The organism is Neisseria sp. HMSC15G01 (genome assembly GCF_001808255.1).
GTDB classification, from domain to species: Bacteria; Pseudomonadota; Gammaproteobacteria; order Burkholderiales; family Neisseriaceae; genus Neisseria; species Neisseria subflava_A.
Genome location: NZ_KV792696.1, coordinates 1 through 16,544, shown reverse-complemented (window position 1 = coordinate 16,544; position 16,544 = coordinate 1). Strand labels below are relative to the sequence as shown.

Genomic DNA, 16,544 nt, shown 5'->3' with positions numbered 1-16,544 from the left:
AGGTGCCCCATCAACCATTAAATCCGTATACCCATTATTTTTAAACGCTACCAATCTACCCGTTTCAAATCATTTTGCGCCAATACGTCCGCATGCTCGCTGTGGCTTTGATATTCCCTGTCCTGCAAAATGCGGCGGGCGACATAATTCAAATGCAGTTTTGCCGCTTCCGCCGCCTCGGCTGGTTTGGCCTGGACAATGGCTTCAAAAATAGCACTGTGCTGGGCAATCAGCGTCGGGCGCGGGTCTTCGGTTTGATGGATATAGATAATGCCGCTGCGTGTTTGCTGATAAAGCATTTTGAGCAGGCTGCTGGAAAGGTGGCTGAACAGGATATTGTGTGCGGCATCGGCAATGGTTTGATGGAAGCTAACGTCTGCTTCGGCTTGATGCTCCAAATTTCCGCTTTCGCAGGCCGCTTCAAATTTCTGCCGCCAAAAGTCAATCCGTTTCAAGTCGGCGTCAGTCCGTCTTTCGGCGGCCAGTGCCGCCATACAGCCTTCAACGTGACAGCTGAAATCGAAAACGTCGGTTTCCCAGTTGGTATGTTTGCCGAGCAATTCCTGCCAGCTTTGGAGGAAATCTTGTTGCGGTTTGACGGAAACGTAATAGCCATCGCCCTGACGCGCTTCCAAAACCTGCCGCGCAATCAGGATGTTCAGCGCGACCCTGACCGAGGGGCGCGATACGCCGAATTCTTCCGCCAAGGTACGTTCGGGCGGGATTTTGCCGCCTTTTTCGTAAACGCCAGTCGCAATCCGTTCTTCTAATATCGACAATATTTGGTCGCTGATTTTTTGTGGCCGAACCAGTTTTGTCATTGTAATTCCTCTTTTTCTTCATATTTTCCTATGAAGAAGACTCAAATCCGATAATGTGATGCGGCAGGTCGTCTGAAATGGCAATCTGCGTCAAAATTGGCATGACCAAATTGGTGTGCCCAATGTCGCGGTATTCTAATTAACCGGCCATATCCCGTCAATATGGCTTGTTCTACCCGAATATGGTTTAAAACTATATCGGGTTACATTTTTACAATTCATATAATGTTTTGTTTTATTTAAAATTAAATAACAATTTTGCACTTATGTAGCAAGGTTGCTTAAAAAAATAATTGACTGCCATATTAAAGTTTCGTAAAGTGTCCTCCGTTCAAAAAATTGGTTTTACCAATTTAGGAAAGTATATTAGAAAAATATTCGGAGATTTTCCCAATGGAAACTTGGATTCAAAACTATACCGCAGTGGGCGGCAGCCTGTATTTGACGGCAGCCGTCGCCCTCCTGCCCATTATCTTTTTCTTTGTTGCACTGACCGTCTTGAAGCTCAAGGGTTATCAGGCGGGGCTTTATACGCTGCTGATTGCACTTGGCGTTGCCGTATTAGGTTTCGGAATGCCTGCGGGCATGGCGGTTTCTTCCGCGCTGTACGGCTTTGCCTACGGTTTGTGGCCGATTGCATGGATTATCGTTACTGCTGTGTTCCTGTATAAAATTACTGTGAAAACAGGGCAGTTCGACATCATCCGCGCTTCCGTGATTTCGATTACCGAAGACCAACGCCTGCAAATGTTGCTGGTTGGCTTCTCCTTCGGCGCATTCCTCGAAGGTGCGGCAGGCTTCGGCGCGCCGGTGGCGATTACCGCCTCGTTGTTGGTGGGCTTAGGCTTTAACCCGCTCTACGCCGCCGGTTTGTGTTTGATTGCCAATACCGCACCCGTGGCTTTCGGTGCGATGGGTATTCCAATCTTGGTTGCCGGTCAAGTGTCCAACCTCGACCCTTACCACATCGGTCAGGTCGCCGGCCGCCAACTGCCGATCCTGTCGATTATCGTTCCTTTCTGGTTGGTCGCCATGATGGACGGTATGCGCGGCATACGCCAAACTTGGCCTGCCGTATTGGTGGCAGGCGTGTCTTTCGCCACTACCCAGTTCATTACCGCCAACTTCATCGGCCCCGAGTTACCCGACGTGACCTCCGCATTGGTCAGCCTGGTCTGCCTGTCTGCCTTCCTGAAAAAATGGCAGCCTAAAGAAATCTTCACCTTCAACGGCATGAAAAAACCGTCCGAACGCAAAGCGGGCGAATACACTGCCGGGCAAATCATCAAAGCCTGGTCGCCTTTCGCCATCCTGACCGTTTTCGTCAGCGTGTGGACGATTAAGGGTGTTAAAGAGGCTTTGGGCGTTGCCACCATCAAATTCGACTGGCCGATGCTGCACAACTTGGTACAAAAAGCCGCGCCCATCGTCAGCGAACCGACACCATACGCCGCCGTGTTCAAAATTGACCTCCTCGGCGCAGTCGGTACGGCAATCCTGTTTGCTTCCATCGTTTCCGCCGCTTTGCTGAAAATGAAACCCTCCGAAGCCGTCAGCACTTTCTTTGAAACGCTCAAAGAACTGCGCCTGTCCATCCTGTCTATCGGCTTGGTACTTGGCTTTGCATTCGTGGCAAACTATTCAGGCCTGTCGTCCACATTGGCACTCGTCCTCGCCGCCACCGGCACCGTGTTCCCGTTCTTCTCGCCGTTCCTCGGCTGGCTGGGCGTATTCCTGACCGGTTCGGACACCTCCGCCAACGCGCTCTTCGGTTCGCTGCAAGCCAGCACCGCGCATCAAATCAACGTCGTACCCGAGCTGACCGTCGCTGCCAACACCACCGGCGGCGTGACCGGCAAAATGATTTCGCCGCAATCCATCGCCATCGCCTGCGCGGCAGTCGGTCTGGAAGGCAAAGAATCCAACCTGTTCCGCTTCACCGTGAAACACAGCTTGATTTTCTGTACCTTCGTCGGCCTGCTGACCCTGCTGCAAGCTTATGTTTTGCCGTGGACGCTGGTTTTCTTCAACAAATAAGCCAACCGGCTTGAAATAAAAGGTCGTCTGAAATCCAATTTGGGTTTCAGACGACCTTTTTGTCGTTGTGGGCGTGATCGGGTTTACCGTCATTTCCGTTTCGTTTAAACAGTAGGGGAATGCGTGAATCGAAGATGGCTTAAGTTATAGTCAATTAAAAACAAAATGGTACAATACTCAACTTTGAAGGTTTAACCATGGCATACTCTGCGGACTTAAGAAACAAAGCTTTAAACTATTACGAACAATGCAAAAACATCAGCCAAACCGCAGCAACGTTTAACTTGTCAAGAAACACGCTTTACCTGTGGATTCGCCTTAAAAAACAAACAGGCAGCCTAAAACATCAAGTTACCGGTCTAAATGCCGTCAAATTGGATAGGCAAAAACCGGCTCAATATGTTGGGCAACACCAGGATGCCTATCTGCATAAAATCGCCAAACATTTTGATTGTACGCCAGCCGCCGTTTGCTATGCACTCAAACAGATGGGGATGACGCGCAAAAAAAGACCACCACTTACAAAGAACAAGATCCGGCCAAAGTAACGCATTATTTGACACAGCTGGCCGAATTTTCCGACTACCAACGCGTTTATTTGGATGAAACAGGATTTGACCGCTACCTGTTCCGTCCCTATGCCCGCAGCCTGAAAGGGCAAATAGTGAAAGCGCAGATAAGTGGAAAAAGATACCGACGCTTATCTCTGGTGTCCGCACAAGTCGGCAACCGGCTGATTGCTCCGATGGTTTATCAAAATACGATGACCGGAGTCTTTTTTGAAGCGTGGTTTCAGCAATGCCTACGGCCCGCATTGACTCAAAAATCGGTGATTATTTTAGATAATGCGCGATTTCACCGTATGGGTGTCTTACGGGAAATGGCGGAAAAATTGGGACATAAGGTATTGCCTCTTGCACCTTATTCACCTGAGCTCAACCCGATTGAGAAGGTGTGGGCGAATATTAAGCGGTATCTGCGAACCGTATTGTCTGATTACGCCCGATTTGACGATGCGTTACTGTCCTATTTTGATTTTAATTGACTATAATTCAAACACATTCATTTTTATTGATTAACCTCACCAATGTCTTCAAATCAATATTTTGGTATGACCAATCTTAATAAACAACCTATACGCCAAAAATCTGAAAATATTGATTTAGATTAAAATCCCACTGCTTCTATTTCACTAGACTTTATGTATAATACCTAGGTATTAGTTAATATAATTCCTAATAATAGAGAGAAACGATATGAAATACCCACCATTACTTATCTTGCCTATCGTCTTAGCCGTATCCCAAGCATGGGCAGAGACTAACCCTACACCTGAAGAAACGGTTACCCTTTCCCCTGTCACCGTCACCGGCACACAACAAGAAAAAGCCAATCGCGTTACTTTCAACCCCAAAGCTGCTTTGCAACCCCTCCCTGCCGGAGACGGGGCAGACCTTTTACAATCCGTGCCCAACATGAGCATCATCCGCAAAGGCGGCAGCTCGGGCGATCCGCTGTTCCGCGGTTTGGGCGGCTCGCGCCTCTCCGTCAATGCCGATGACCAGTTTATTTATGGCGGTTGCGGTATGCGCATGGACCCGCCGACTGCCTATATCCACCCCAATTCGTTTGATAAAGTTGTCGTTACCAAAGGCCCGCAAACCGTAACCCAAGGCATGGGATTGGTCAGCGGCTCGGTGCAATTTATCCGCAAAGACCCTGATTTCACTGAAAAACCTTACAACGTTAACGCTACCCTGACGGCAGGCAGCAACGACCGTCTTGACGGCTCGTTGGAAGCCGAGTTCGGCGGCAAATACGGCTACGTCCGCAGCAATATTTCCCATAACGAAGCCGACGATTACAAAGACGGCGACGGCAACCGCATTCACTCCAACTTCAAACGTGACAGCCAAATGCTGCAACTGGGCATCACCCCGACCGAAAACACCACCATTGCCGGCACATACGAGCGCAGCAGGGCCAAGGTTGCCTACGCCGACCGCATGATGGACGGCAGCAAATTCGACCGTGATGCATGGAACATCCGCTTTACCCAACGCAACCTTACCCCATGGTTCAGCGAGTTGGAACTGCGCTATGGTAAAAGCGAAATCGACCACGTGATGGACACATACAGCCTGCGTACCATCCGCACCCCTGCCGGTATGCAGATTAAAAATGCCAACAACCCTAAACGCAATACCGATACAGGCCGTCTGAAAGCCACTTTCGACTGGGACAAGCTCAACCTGCAAACCGGTTTGGATTATCTGGACGACGTCCACGTCGCACGCATGGAGCGTGGTGGCGACGGCTACAGCCACAAGCCTTACATGCCCAACCAAAGTTTCAAACAATGGGGTATTTTCACCGAAGCCTCTTGGCAGCAAACCGACAATCAACGCTGGGTAGCAGGTTTGCGCCATGACCAAGTCAAAGCGCATTACGATACCGCGCGCGTGACCAACCCCGTTTTGAAACATCAAAAATTCAATTTGAACTCAGGCTTCCTGCGTTGGGAAAGAAATACGGACAACGGCCTGAAATACTATGCCGGCTTCGGTATTGCCGAACGTGCGCCTGACTACTGGGAACGCCTGCGCTCCGAAAACAAAGCCATCCGCGCAGAGCAAAACCGCCAAATCGATGCTGGTGTAATCTGGAAACGTCCTAACCTCCACGCATCTGTATCCGTATTCGGCAGCAACATCAAAGACTTCATCATGATGGAGCGCCAAGGCATGGATTTCAACGTACGCAACATCAACGCTTCACGCTTTGGCGGCGAAGCCGAAGTCAAATGGGCATTTGCGCCTAACTGGGAAGTTGGCACCAGCCTCGCCTACACCCACGGCAAAAACCGTACCGACGGCAAACCTTTGGCACAAACCCCGCCGCTCGAGTGGAACAACACCCTCGCCTTTGACAACGGCAAATTCAGCGCAGGAGCATTATGGCGCGTCGTAGCCAAACAAAACCGTTACAGCAAAGGCCAAGGTAATATCGTCGGCCAAGACATCGGTGCCTCTTCAGGCTTTGGCGTACTCTCGCTCAATGCCGGTTGGAAATTCAGCAAATACGCCACATTGCAAGGCGGCGTGGACAACGTGTTCAACAAAACCTATGCTGAATTCGTCAGCCGCGGCGGCGACCCGTCTGCCGGTACACAAACCATGCGCGTGAACGAACCCGGCCGTACTGCATGGCTGAGACTGCAAGCGAAGTTCTAATCAGCCTCGCGCGTATATAAAAAGGCCGTCTGAAAAATTTTCAGACGGCCTTAATATTTTTAAGGATATTTTTAAACAAACAGTCCGTCGAAGCAATGCAACACCGGACTGTTTTCTCACTATCAGATTAAATCAAACCCAAAGAGTTGATGAACACCACAATAATCGCAATCGGCGCAAGATAGCGAAGCACACCCAGCCACAGGTAAAGCAGCTGTTTCGGAATGGTACTGCCCATGCCTGCATCGCGCAGAACGGACTGTTTATCTTGAACCCATGACGTAAACACGGCAACGCTCAATGCGCCAATCGGCATGATGACGGCAGAAATAATGAAGTCCCACAAATCAAAAATGGTTTTGCCGAAAATTTTAAACTCGCTCCATACGCCAAAAGACAGCGCCGAAGGAATACCGACTATGAAAATCGCAATGCCGGTTACCCAAGCGTGGCTGCTGCGCTTTTTCTCGTCTTGGCGGATGGTTGCCGCGATAACGGTTTCCAGCATCGAAAATGCGGAAGTTAGCGTCGCAAAGACAACCAACAGCATGAACACGGCAAACAAATATGTACCCATCGGCATTTTCATGAAGACCGCAGGCAACACGACAAAAATCAAACCAGGGCCTTGGCCGGGTTCAAAACCGAAGGCAAATACCGCAGGGAAAATAACCAATCCGGCCAGCAGCGACACAAACAGGTTCATCCACATAATCATATGGCCGGAACGGAACATATCCTGATCCTTACCCAAATACGAGGCATAGGTAATCATCGCGGACACGCCGATACTCAACGCAAAAAACGCCTGACCCAAAGCAGTCAGCATTGTGCCCGGTTTCAAATACGACCAATCTGGTTTCAACAAGAATGCCACGCCCTCCATTGCGCCGGGCAAGGTCAGCGAACGGATAGCCAGCGCGATAAAGAGGATAAACAAACCCGGCATCAATACGCGGTTTGCCTTTTCAATGCCGTCTGAAACGCCGCCTTTGACCACCCAAATGGTAATCAGCATGAACAAACCTTGGTAAAACAGCGAGCCAAACGGTGAAGAAATCGTATTTTCAAACAGGGCCTTAAAGTCTGCGCCAACGTGAATTTCGCCGGTAAAACTGTGTACCACATAGTTCAATACCCAGCCGCCGACCACGCTGTAAAACGACAGCAAGATAAAACAAGCGGCCACGCCCATGCGGCCAACCCACGGCCACTGCGAACCGGGGCGCAATACTTTGAAGGAGTCGATGGCGTTTTTACCGCCCGTGCGGCCGATGTAAAACTCGGCCAGTTGAACCGGTAAAGCCACCAAAATGGTGAAAATCAAAAACAAAAGAAAAAATACGGCGCCGCCGTTGGTACCGGCCGTATAAGGGAATTTCCAAATTGCACCCAAACCGATGGCCGAGCCTGCCGCAGCAAGCACAAAGCCGATTTTGGATGACCAAGATGAATGGTTGCTCATGATGTAATATTAAGAAACGTGAAGATGCCGAATTGTAACAGGGTGAAGTCAAGCCGTGAGTGGCTGCCAGACTGCTGATAAGCAATTCGCACGGATGGTGCGTACTTACCAGGCAAATTAGCATGAATTTTTTATAATTAAACTTTTAATAGCATAAATTTTATTTTTATATTTTAAATTTGACGGTTTATTTTAAAAATAAGCATATAAAAGGCCGTCTGAAACCTTGTTTTCCAAGTTTCAGACGGCCTTTATCCTTAAGCCGCTTTATTTTTTCATGGCATCAGTCAAAACTTTGACATTGTAGCGGTACATGCCGATGTAGCTGTTGGCCGGTGCGCCACCCAATGCATCAGAATACAAACGTCCGCTGACATTGACACCGGTTTCTTTGGCAATACGGTCAATCATGCGCGTGTCTTTGATGTTTTCAGTAAAGACGGCTTTAATGCCCTCGCGTTTGATTTGGCGGATAATGGAAGCCACTTGTTTGGCAGATGGCTCGGCTTCGCTGCTCACGCCTTGAGGGGCGATGAATTCAATATTGTAGCGTTTGCCCATGTAAGAGAACGCGTCGTGTCCGGTCAAAACTTTACGCTTGGCGGCAGGTACGGCATTAAAGGCAGCCTGCGCATCGCTGTGCAGTTTTTTCAGCTGCATTTGATAGTTGCCCAAACGTTGCTGATAGTAGGTTTTGCCTTCAGGGTCGGCTTGAATCAGCGCATTGGCAACGTTTTGAGCATAAGTGCCCATTAGGACGGGATCGGTCCAAACGTGTGGGTCAAACTCGCCGTGATCGTGATGATGGCCTTCATGATCGTGGTCATGATGATGGCCACCCTCTTCTGCTTTCAAAGCCTGAATGCCTTTGGTCGCTTCGGCTAAAGGAACTTTACTCTGTTTGACTGCACGCTGTACATCGGCGGCTTCCAAGCCCAAACCGTTAAGCAATACCAATTTGGCACTGCGGATTTTTTTGATGTCGCCACTGGTCATGTGGTAGGCATGGCTGTCTTGGTTTGCGCCCACCAAGCTTTGAACAACAATACGTTCACCGCCAATCTGTTTGGCCACGTCGCCCAAAATGCTGAAGCTGGTGACAACAGGCAGCGGAGCGGCATAAGCTGCACCGGTCAATAATGCGGCAACGATGCCGAGTTTCCAATGTTTCATATTCTCTCCAGTGATATAACGTAACATTAACATCATCATAAGACAGACCGCCTGATTATTCAAGCGGCCGTCTGAAAAATCATGCCGTGCGGTGTTTCTTGCGGCGCAGCCATTTTGCCAAAATGCCGCCTTCCCAACCGAACACGACGGAAATCAGATAAAGCGTGCCGCAGCATAAAATAATCGCCGGGCCGGACGGGATTTCGATATGGTAGGAAAACAACAGCCCTGCCAAGCCGCAAAGCAAAGCCAATGCGACAGACAAAATCATCAGCCAACCCATGCTTTTTGCCCACAGTCTGGCGGTAATCGCCGGCAACATCATCAAGCCGACTGACATCAGCGTACCCAATGCCTGAAAACCGGCAACCAGATTCATCACGACCAGCACCAAAAACAACACATGCCAAAAGCCGCCCTTGCCGCCGACAGCCTTGAGGAACAAAGGGTCTATGCTTTCCAACACCAGCGGACGGAACATGACCGCCATCAGCAAAATAGTGACGCTCGCAGAAACGGCAATCAGCTGCAAAGCCGGAATATCCACTGCCAATACCGAGCCAAACAACAAATGCAGCAAATCCACGCTGCTGCCGTTTTTGCTGACCAAAACCACACCGATGGCGAGGCTGCTCAAATAAAATGCGGCAAAGTTTGCGTCTTCTTTCAATGAAGTAAACCGGCTGACCAAACCTGCCAGCAAAGCCATCAGCAAACCGGCCGCAAAACCGCCGACGCTCATCGCAGGCAAACTCAAACCGGCAAACATATAGCCAATGGCCGCACCGGGTAAAACCGCATGGCTCAAGGCATCGCCCACCAAACTCATGCGGCGCATCACCAAAAATACACCGACAGGCGCCGCGCTCAATGCCAGGCAGAAAATCGACGCTAGGGCATAGCGCATAAAGTCAAATTCGGCGAACGGCGCGACGACCAAATCATATAAATCCATGTTTTATCGCTTTTTTATTAATCTCTGAAAGCCTTAGTCCGTCTGAAAAATACTAACTTTCAGACGGCCTTGTCCATTAAACCGCGCACCAATCGGCCGCTTCCTGTTTCTGCATCATTCGATTGGCCTGCGCCAAAAATTCATCGGTCAACACATTTTCCGTCGCACCGGCAGTCACTTTTTCACGCGCCAAAAGCAGCGTGTTGGCAAAATATGCCCTCACCTGCTCGTAATCATGCAACACGGCAATCACTGCCTGACCGTCCTGATGGCACTGGCGCAAAACTTCCAACAGCGCATAAGTCGTCCGCGCGTCCACCGCATTAAACGGCTCATCCAGCAACAAAAATTTGGCATCCTGCACCAGCATCCGTGCAAACAATACGCGTTGGAACTGACCATTGGACAAGTGCGCGATTTGGCACGTGGCAAAATCCTGCATTTCTACGCGTTCCAAAGCCGCCATCACACGCTTTTTCTGCGCCGCGTTCACACGCCCGAAAAAGCCGATTTCATACCACAGCCCCATCGCCGCCAGTTCAAACACTGTCATCGGCTGGCTGCGATAAATATCCGACTGCTGCGGCAGATAGGCAATGTCCTTGCGCGCCATATTTTCATAGCGCACGCTACCCGTGTCCGTCTTCTGCAAGCCCATAATGGCTTTGAGCAAAGTCGATTTACCCGCGCCGTTCGGCCCGAAAATCGTCCACATTTTGCCATCTTCAAACACCATATCGACATGGTGCACCACCGGCCTGCGCTGATAGCTGACCGTCAGATTTTCCACCACGATACTCATGGCGACACCGCCCAAAAATATACAGCCCACAACGCCGCCAATGCGGCAAGCGCAATCAGCAGCCTTTGCAGCAATCCGGTCAACAATACAGAATTCATAAGCCTAAAACCGCCCTTGCCCGAATACGGACAACAGGCCGTCTGAAAGAAAATTAAAACATTAAAATGATACTGTATAACGTTAACCCTGTAAATTTCTTTCGTTTTCAGACGGCATCGGGCAAAAGGCCGAATATCGGTTACAATCCATTTTTTATTTGATGATTGCCCTATGTCTATTCCACTCTTAAACGAAAAACTCAATACCGAAACTGCCCGCATTTCATGGGAAGAGCTGCAACCCCACTTCGCACGCGGTGCCGCCGTCTATGTTGCGCCCGATTTGGATTTGATTGCCGTCGCCCGTCATGTTGCCGAAGATGAAGCCGCGCCATTGAAACAATGGATGGAACAAGGCAAATTCGGTGCCGTCAGCGATGATATGGCGCGCACATTTTTAGCGGATAAGCAAGAAATGTGGGCGGTCGTTGTAGCGCCGTGGGTATTGGTACAGCCTTGCAAAGACTGATAAGGTCGTCTGAAAAATGAAAAACCGGAACATTTCGCATGTTCCGGTTTTTCATTTTTCAGACGACCTATTGCAAAGTAAAGCCTGCTTTGAATTCAAGCTTCGGCACCCCGATAACGAAACGTTTGCCGATGCTGTCTTCAAACTCATACGCGCCTTCGATACTGCCCCAAGGCGTGCTGATTTGCGAACCGCTGTTGTACTCATAGGCTTCGCCCGGGTACAAAACAGGTTGCTCTTCAATCAAGCCGGCATGACCAACCTGCTCTGTCTCACCGTGTCCGTCGGTGATTTCCCAAAAACGCTGACGCAAAGTAATGATTTCATCACTGCGGTTGCAGATGGTGATCAGATAATTGAAGGCGTAACGGTCGCGATAGACGTCACTCTGACCGGCCATATAACGCGGCTCCACGTTAATCTCGATTTCATTCATAATTGTTTACCCCGTATGGTATTTATTTTATTTCAATCCGGATAATTCCGGCGTATCCGCCCTATTTTTGCAAAGGGTCGAAACACTTAAAACGCATCACGCGATCCAATAAAACAGGCCCAAGACCATCAAGGTCATCGCAGCCGCAATCAAATCATCAAGCATAATGCCTAAACCTCCATGAATCCGCCGATCAAACCATTTGATCGGCCATGGTTTCAACGCATCAAACAAGCGGAAAATAACAAAAGCCGCCAGCCACCAGCTCCATTTGAACGGAATCAGCGACAGCACCAGCAGCATCGCGACAATTTCATCCCAGACGATACCGCCGTAATCCTGAATACCCAGTTCCCTCTCGGTATAACCGCAAATGCGGATACCCCAGAAAAACAAGGCGATACACAATAAAAGCAATATCCAGCCGTCTATGCCCAACAGGCACAATACAAAAGCCAGAGGTAATGCTGCCAGCGTTCCGGCCGTACCCGGCGCAATCGGCGACAAGCCGCTGCCGAAACCGAATCCCAAAAAACACAATGGTTTGTGCAACAGCCAAGAAAAAGTAGGTTTACGTTCAGCCAAAATGATCAAATCCTAAAGAAGTCAGTTCCAATACGCCGCCTTCGGCATCCACAATATTCAGACGGCCTGAGTCAGTAATTTTACCAATTCGGGCGACCGGTACGCCACTTTGTTCCGCTGCCTGACAAACGCGTTCCCTATCTTCTGGAGCGGCAGTAAAAATCAGTTCGTAATCATCGCCGCCGGCCAATACTGCCGACAACCATTGTTCGCGCGACAACACATTTTTCAATTCAGGCAACGACGGCACACAATCGGCAAATATTTCCGCCCCGACAGCAGAGGCTTTCAAAATATGCCCCACATCTTGAGCCAGGCCGTCTGAAATATCTTGCGCGGCATGGGCAAACGGCAACAATGCCTGACCCAATGAAACGCGCGGCTCTGGACGGAGCAATTTCTCATCGCAAACCGCCATGATTTCAGACGGCAATTGATAATGCCCCAGATGTTTGTTCAAAGCAGCGGCAGCCAAACCCAACCGACCCGATACCCAAATATCGTCGCCGACTTCGGCCGCATCACGCCGCAGGGCATTCCCTGTCGGAACTTCACCTACTATTGTTACATTAAAGACCAAATCGCCTTTGGTGGTATCGCCACCAATCAACACCGTATCAAAACGCGCGGCCAAAGCAAAAAAGCTATCGCAAAAACGTTTGAGCCAGTCTTGATTCAATTCAGGCAGCGCAGCACTGAGCAACACCCAACGTGGCTTGGCACCCATAGCGGCCATATCGGATAAGTTTACTGCAAGCATTTTCCATGCCAAATCTTCGGGCAAAACATCTTCAAAAAAATGTCTGCCCTTGACCAACATATCAGCGCTAAAACATAAATCAAATCCGTTACTTGGGCGAATAATAGCGGCATCGTCCCCTATGCCCAAAATCAGACCTTCCGATTTTTGTCGTTGCAAATATTGTCTGATAAAGTCAAATTCCGTCATATTTATCCAATACAACTATAACTTAGATTACTATATCTAATTTTGTGCCAGCCTGATGAGTGCCTATTAACACGTCAAACATCAAACTTTCATATTATTAGATATAAAACTCAATAAGTTAAAGGCCGTCTGAAGATACAGATTTCAGACGGCCTCATGTTTTCAAACCACTCTGAGCAGGTATATTTACAGATAGACGATTTCGCCTGTCCGCCCCCTGCTCTCTCGGCTTGCCCACCAAATAAATTGCGGCAGGACATCTTCGTAGTTTTTACGTTCGCTTTTCGATTCGCCCGGATGAGATTTGATACGTTGCGGCGAATTGATGGCTCCCGGCACCAAAACATTGGCACGCAGGTTGTCAAAACGTTCCCACTCATCCGCGGCCACTTTACACAAATAATTGAGCGCGGCTTTGGAGGCACCGAAACCGCCCCAATAGGCCTGCGGTTTCTCACCGTGGCTTTCGCCGACAAAAATCACAGAAGCGTCTCCGGATTGCTTCAACAATGGAAACAGCGCACGGGTCAAGCCCATAGGCGCAACGGTATTGATGCGGTATTGGTTGACCCATTCCGATACGGTTTGGAAGTCCAATGGCGACAAGGCATAGAAATAGCTGGCGCAATGCACCACGCCATCCAATTTTCCGCCGGTTGCTTCATCAATAGTTTCCGCGAATTGCTTAAACTCTTTCTCCTCCGCGCTCATTAAATCAAAGCAGATGGCAAACGGCTCAGGGCTGCCCGCAGCCACAATGGCATCATATACTTTTTCCAAACGCTTTTGATGACGCGCCACCAAAATGACAGTCGCTCCCGCAGTCGCATAAGCTTTGGCAACCTGCTCACCCAAGCCTTGGGATGCGCCGGTAATCAAGATCGTTTTGTTCGCTAATGTCGTCATGACTTTTCCTTGAACTTTATGGTTTCGGATATTGTATCGGCTTGGTAAGTTTTGTAAAGTCAAAAAGGCCGTCTGAACATTCAGACGGCCTCCGTTTATTCAACCTGTAAATCCAGCATAAGCTTTTCAGCCGCTGCAAAGCCAGACTGAACCGCAGCCTCCAATGTTGCCGGATAGCGCGGATGGAGATAGTCGCCGGCCGGATAAATACGGCGATGGTGCAACCATGAGAAATCTGGTTGTACAAAATCAACCGTTGCCGCCGTAGTCGCGCGCTTTTCCGTAATAATGCGTACGGCTTCAGGCTTACCCAAATCCGGACAAATCCGCTTAATGTCCTCATGAGCTTTCTCGGCCAAATCTTTATCCTTCCAAGCCTCGGTGCAATCGGAAACGCTGATGACAACCGCGACTTCATTATCCGGTAAACCCAATGCCCCCCGATGTAACACCCATTGCGCCGTACCATCAGAGAACCCGGTTAAAGGTGCTGGCAGTTTGACTGCTTGGGCATAACGCAAATAAACCGTGGTAATCGCATGGTAACTCAACGATTGATAGGCCGTCTGAATATAGTCAGGCGTATCTTCGGGCAGAAGTGCGTCAACATGATATGGCGCAACAGCCAAAATCACCGCATCAAATACTTCACCATTGATTTTAATTCGGTCATCGATATGATGATTTAAATGTGAAACACGAGTTTCAAGATGTATCTTTGCACCATGCGTGAGTAGGAACGCCAAAGCCGGTTCGGCTACGATCCGCCCTAAATCCTGCTTAGGCAAAAGATAATCGCTGTTCGCCTTTTCAGACCACACGCCATCATTCAATACATTACATAAAATACGCAACGATGCCTGTTCTAACGGAGTATTTAAAGCACCCCAAACCAAAGGTTGCCAAAATTGGCCAAGCAGACTGCGGGGAACATTTCGTGTTCTCAACCACTTTGCAACCGTCAAATCGGTTTTATGATGAGCTGCCCACCGTTGCAATGCCGACATATCCGACAGCAATTTGATTTTCAATGAAAAAGAAAGATTTTTCGCACGCAGGATACCGACAAGCAAATGCCAAGGCGCAGGCAGAGAGGCCGTCTGAAACTGTAATCCTTCATGGATGTACCATTGCAAAGGCTGGCGTAAAAAGGCTGACTCGGGTTTAACACCAATATGTTGCATCAAAGTTTGAACACCATGATACGCGCCCAATAAGATATGCTGTCCATTATCCAAAAAGCTGAATCCATCATCTTTCCCGGACAAGGCACGCGCCCTACCGCCAGCCTGTCTCCCGGCCTCAAACAAAGAAATATCAGCTCGATGAATCAGAGAGACCGCCGCAGACAAACCTGCCCAACCGGCACCAATCACAGCAATTTTTGGACGCTTATTCATGGTTTAAATCCAAACAGCCAAGTTTTCAAAGCAATACGTTTTTTACGGGGAGAAGGAATCGCAATTTTATAAGTCAAAACATTTTGCGCACCATCACGGTCAATTTCATTCAACAACGCATAATAAATAGCCGCCATAATCAAGCCGACTTTTTGCGATTTCTTATCCACGGCCGGCAAAAGCAACATCGCTTCACGATAAGTTTCACGCGCCCTATTCACTTGAAATTGCATCAATTTTGCAAAATTATCTGTCGGTTTGCACTGCATGATTACATTGGCAGGTACGTCAAATTTCTGCATTTCCTCTATCGGCAGATAAATTCTTCCCTGCCGCGCATCTTCGCCCACGTCGCGAATAATGTTCGTCAACTGCAAAGCCAAACCCATTTTGTCCGCATATTCCAAAGTTTTCAGATTGGAAAAACCTAAAATCCGCGCAATAAGGCATCCCACTACCCCTGCAACACGGTGGCAATACAGCTTTAATTCATCAAAACTACCATAACGAGCCTGCTCCAAATCCATCTGCATGCCATCAATCAAAGCTTCAAATTCATTCTTCGGCAAATCAAAATTTACCCGAATATCTTTTAAAGCTTGATGAACGGGATGCTCAGGCATCTCATTATTAAATACTTTCTCCAAATCACTGCGCCACCAATTCAACGTTATCTGAGCTACATTTGGATCGGTACAGCCATCAACCACATCATCTAGTTCGCGACAAAAAGCATATAAAACAGTGAGCGCATTTCGTTTTTCTACCGATAAAAAACGAAAGCCGGATAAAAAACTGGAATGGCTTTCTGCAGCCTTTTGATGACAATAATCCAAAGCAAGCACTGTGTATCCTAAAAAATATCGTTATAAATAATTAACAGGGATTTTATCTGTATTTAAAAAAGTACGCCAATATCAAAAATTCATCTTACAACAAGGCCGTCTGAAAGCTATTCTTAAGTATCTTTCAGACGGCCTAATATCCGACGTCGCCAATATCGAAACCAGCAGCATCACCACCAACAGCTGTATCAAGGAGTAGCCCCTCTGTACAGCTGCCCCATTCCGTTTTCCGTCAAATGCTTTTAAGTACATATCTTTCTTCCCTTTATCTTTATCTTTGTATCCCTATCCGACAGGAGGCACCTTATCCGTTTGTCCTTTTTCACTCAATGAAAGCCCCATTGGTCCAAGTCTTCATTGCCACTGCCCA

Annotated in this window: 15 protein-coding genes; 4 read left to right on the top strand and 11 right to left on the bottom strand. The window is 48.7% G+C overall.

Going from position 1 to position 16,544, the window contains the following annotated elements; genetic code table 11:
- Positions 1-47: 47 nt before the first annotated feature.
- Positions 48-821: a FadR/GntR family transcriptional regulator gene (locus HMPREF3139_RS09045; protein ID WP_070461657.1), complete on the bottom strand. Its 774-nt coding sequence runs from the start codon at positions 819-821 to the stop codon at positions 48-50.
- Between the two features lie 393 nt (positions 822-1,214).
- Here HMPREF3139_RS09045 and HMPREF3139_RS09040 point away from each other — a divergent pair, with 393 nt between their 5' ends.
- From HMPREF3139_RS09040 to HMPREF3139_RS09025, 3 genes are all read left to right on the top strand, one after another.
- Complete coding sequence (locus HMPREF3139_RS09040) at positions 1,215-2,858, top strand: lactate permease LctP family transporter (RefSeq protein ID WP_070461656.1); 1,644 nt, start codon at positions 1,215-1,217, stop codon at positions 2,856-2,858.
- Positions 2,859-3,055: 197 nt separating this feature from the next.
- A protein-coding gene (locus HMPREF3139_RS10760) for an IS630 family transposase (protein ID WP_107769225.1) occupies positions 3,056-3,903 on the top strand; the annotation gives its coding sequence in 2 pieces (ribosomal slippage) (positions 3,056-3,371 and positions 3,371-3,903; 849 coding nt in all).
- A gap of 211 nt (positions 3,904-4,114) precedes the next feature.
- Positions 4,115-6,091, top strand: coding sequence for a TonB-dependent copper receptor (locus tag HMPREF3139_RS09025; RefSeq protein ID WP_070461653.1), 1,977 nt, complete (start codon positions 4,115-4,117; stop codon positions 6,089-6,091).
- A 127-nt stretch (positions 6,092-6,218) separates the two neighbouring features.
- Here HMPREF3139_RS09025 and HMPREF3139_RS09020 read toward each other — a convergent pair whose 3' ends face one another.
- The 4 genes from HMPREF3139_RS09020 to HMPREF3139_RS09005 all read right to left on the bottom strand — a co-directional run bounded on the left by HMPREF3139_RS09020 (position 6,219) and on the right by HMPREF3139_RS09005 (position 10,486).
- The gene (locus HMPREF3139_RS09020) at positions 6,219-7,556 is read right to left on the bottom strand and encodes a sodium-dependent transporter (protein ID WP_070461652.1); all 1,338 of its coding nucleotides are present in this window, start codon (positions 7,554-7,556) and stop codon (positions 6,219-6,221) included.
- Positions 7,557-7,823: 267 nt separating this feature from the next.
- A complete protein-coding gene (locus HMPREF3139_RS09015; protein WP_141743144.1) occupies positions 7,824-8,729 on the bottom strand; it encodes a metal ABC transporter solute-binding protein, Zn/Mn family in 906 nt (301 codons plus the stop codon).
- 79 nt (positions 8,730-8,808) lie between these two features.
- Entirely contained in the window at positions 8,809-9,684 is an 876-nt protein-coding gene (locus tag HMPREF3139_RS09010; RefSeq protein ID WP_003685375.1) for a metal ABC transporter permease, read from the bottom strand.
- Positions 9,685-9,760: 76 nt separating this feature from the next.
- The gene (locus HMPREF3139_RS09005; RefSeq protein ID WP_141743145.1) at positions 9,761-10,486 is read right to left on the bottom strand and encodes a metal ABC transporter ATP-binding protein; all 726 of its coding nucleotides are present in this window, start codon (positions 10,484-10,486) and stop codon (positions 9,761-9,763) included.
- 270 nt (positions 10,487-10,756) lie between these two features.
- On the opposite strand from HMPREF3139_RS09005, the gene HMPREF3139_RS08995 reads away from it, so the two are divergent.
- A complete protein-coding gene (locus HMPREF3139_RS08995; protein WP_049323125.1) occupies positions 10,757-11,053 on the top strand; it encodes a DUF2288 domain-containing protein in 297 nt (98 codons plus the stop codon).
- Between the two features lie 67 nt (positions 11,054-11,120).
- Here HMPREF3139_RS08995 and apaG read toward each other — a convergent pair whose 3' ends face one another.
- From apaG to hpnD, 6 genes are all read right to left on the bottom strand, one after another.
- Entirely contained in the window at positions 11,121-11,489 is a 369-nt protein-coding gene (gene apaG / locus HMPREF3139_RS08990) for a Co2+/Mg2+ efflux protein ApaG (RefSeq protein WP_003682575.1), read from the bottom strand.
- A gap of 96 nt (positions 11,490-11,585) precedes the next feature.
- The gene (locus tag HMPREF3139_RS08985) at positions 11,586-12,074 is read right to left on the bottom strand and encodes a phosphatidylglycerophosphatase A family protein (protein ID WP_070461658.1); all 489 of its coding nucleotides are present in this window, start codon (positions 12,072-12,074) and stop codon (positions 11,586-11,588) included.
- Positions 12,067-13,023, bottom strand: a complete 957-nt coding sequence (thiL, locus tag HMPREF3139_RS08980) for a thiamine-phosphate kinase (protein ID WP_070461649.1) — start codon at positions 13,021-13,023, stop codon at positions 12,067-12,069. The genes HMPREF3139_RS08985 and thiL overlap by 8 nt, the downstream gene beginning before the upstream one ends.
- Positions 13,024-13,209: 186 nt before the next feature.
- The gene (locus HMPREF3139_RS08975; protein WP_070461648.1) at positions 13,210-13,929 is read right to left on the bottom strand and encodes an SDR family oxidoreductase; all 720 of its coding nucleotides are present in this window, start codon (positions 13,927-13,929) and stop codon (positions 13,210-13,212) included.
- A 95-nt stretch (positions 13,930-14,024) separates the two neighbouring features.
- Positions 14,025-15,329, bottom strand: a complete 1,305-nt coding sequence (gene hpnE / locus HMPREF3139_RS08970) for a hydroxysqualene dehydroxylase HpnE (protein WP_070461647.1) — start codon at positions 15,327-15,329, stop codon at positions 14,025-14,027.
- The gene (gene hpnD / locus HMPREF3139_RS08965; RefSeq protein ID WP_070461646.1) at positions 15,326-16,174 is read right to left on the bottom strand and encodes a presqualene diphosphate synthase HpnD; all 849 of its coding nucleotides are present in this window, start codon (positions 16,172-16,174) and stop codon (positions 15,326-15,328) included. Before hpnD ends, hpnE begins: the two co-directional genes overlap by 4 nt.
- Positions 16,175-16,544 lie beyond the last annotated feature (370 nt).

Excerpts from the sequence above, each read along its gene's own strand:
- HMPREF3139_RS09045 (WP_070461657.1), bottom strand. The coding sequence starts at position 821 with ATGACAAAACTGGTTCGGCCACAAAAAATCAGCGACCAAATATTGTCG.
- HMPREF3139_RS09040 (WP_070461656.1), top strand. The coding sequence starts at position 1,215 with ATGGAAACTTGGATTCAAAACTATACCGCAGTGGGCGGCAGCCTGTAT.
- HMPREF3139_RS09025 (WP_070461653.1), top strand. The coding sequence starts at position 4,115 with ATGAAATACCCACCATTACTTATCTTGCCTATCGTCTTAGCCGTATCC.
- HMPREF3139_RS09020 (WP_070461652.1), bottom strand. The coding sequence starts at position 7,556 with ATGAGCAACCATTCATCTTGGTCATCCAAAATCGGCTTTGTGCTTGCT.
- HMPREF3139_RS09015 (WP_141743144.1), bottom strand. The coding sequence starts at position 8,729 with ATGAAACATTGGAAACTCGGCATCGTTGCCGCATTATTGACCGGTGCA.
- HMPREF3139_RS09010 (WP_003685375.1), bottom strand. The coding sequence starts at position 9,684 with ATGGATTTATATGATTTGGTCGTCGCGCCGTTCGCCGAATTTGACTTT.
- HMPREF3139_RS09005 (WP_141743145.1), bottom strand. The coding sequence starts at position 10,486 with ATGAGTATCGTGGTGGAAAATCTGACGGTCAGCTATCAGCGCAGGCCG.
- HMPREF3139_RS08995 (WP_049323125.1), top strand. The coding sequence starts at position 10,757 with ATGTCTATTCCACTCTTAAACGAAAAACTCAATACCGAAACTGCCCGC.
- apaG (WP_003682575.1), bottom strand. The coding sequence starts at position 11,489 with ATGAATGAAATCGAGATTAACGTGGAGCCGCGTTATATGGCCGGTCAG.
- thiL (WP_070461649.1), bottom strand. The coding sequence starts at position 13,023 with ATGACGGAATTTGACTTTATCAGACAATATTTGCAACGACAAAAATCG.
- HMPREF3139_RS08975 (WP_070461648.1), bottom strand. The coding sequence starts at position 13,929 with ATGACGACATTAGCGAACAAAACGATCTTGATTACCGGCGCATCCCAA.
- hpnE (WP_070461647.1), bottom strand. The coding sequence starts at position 15,329 with ATGAATAAGCGTCCAAAAATTGCTGTGATTGGTGCCGGTTGGGCAGGT.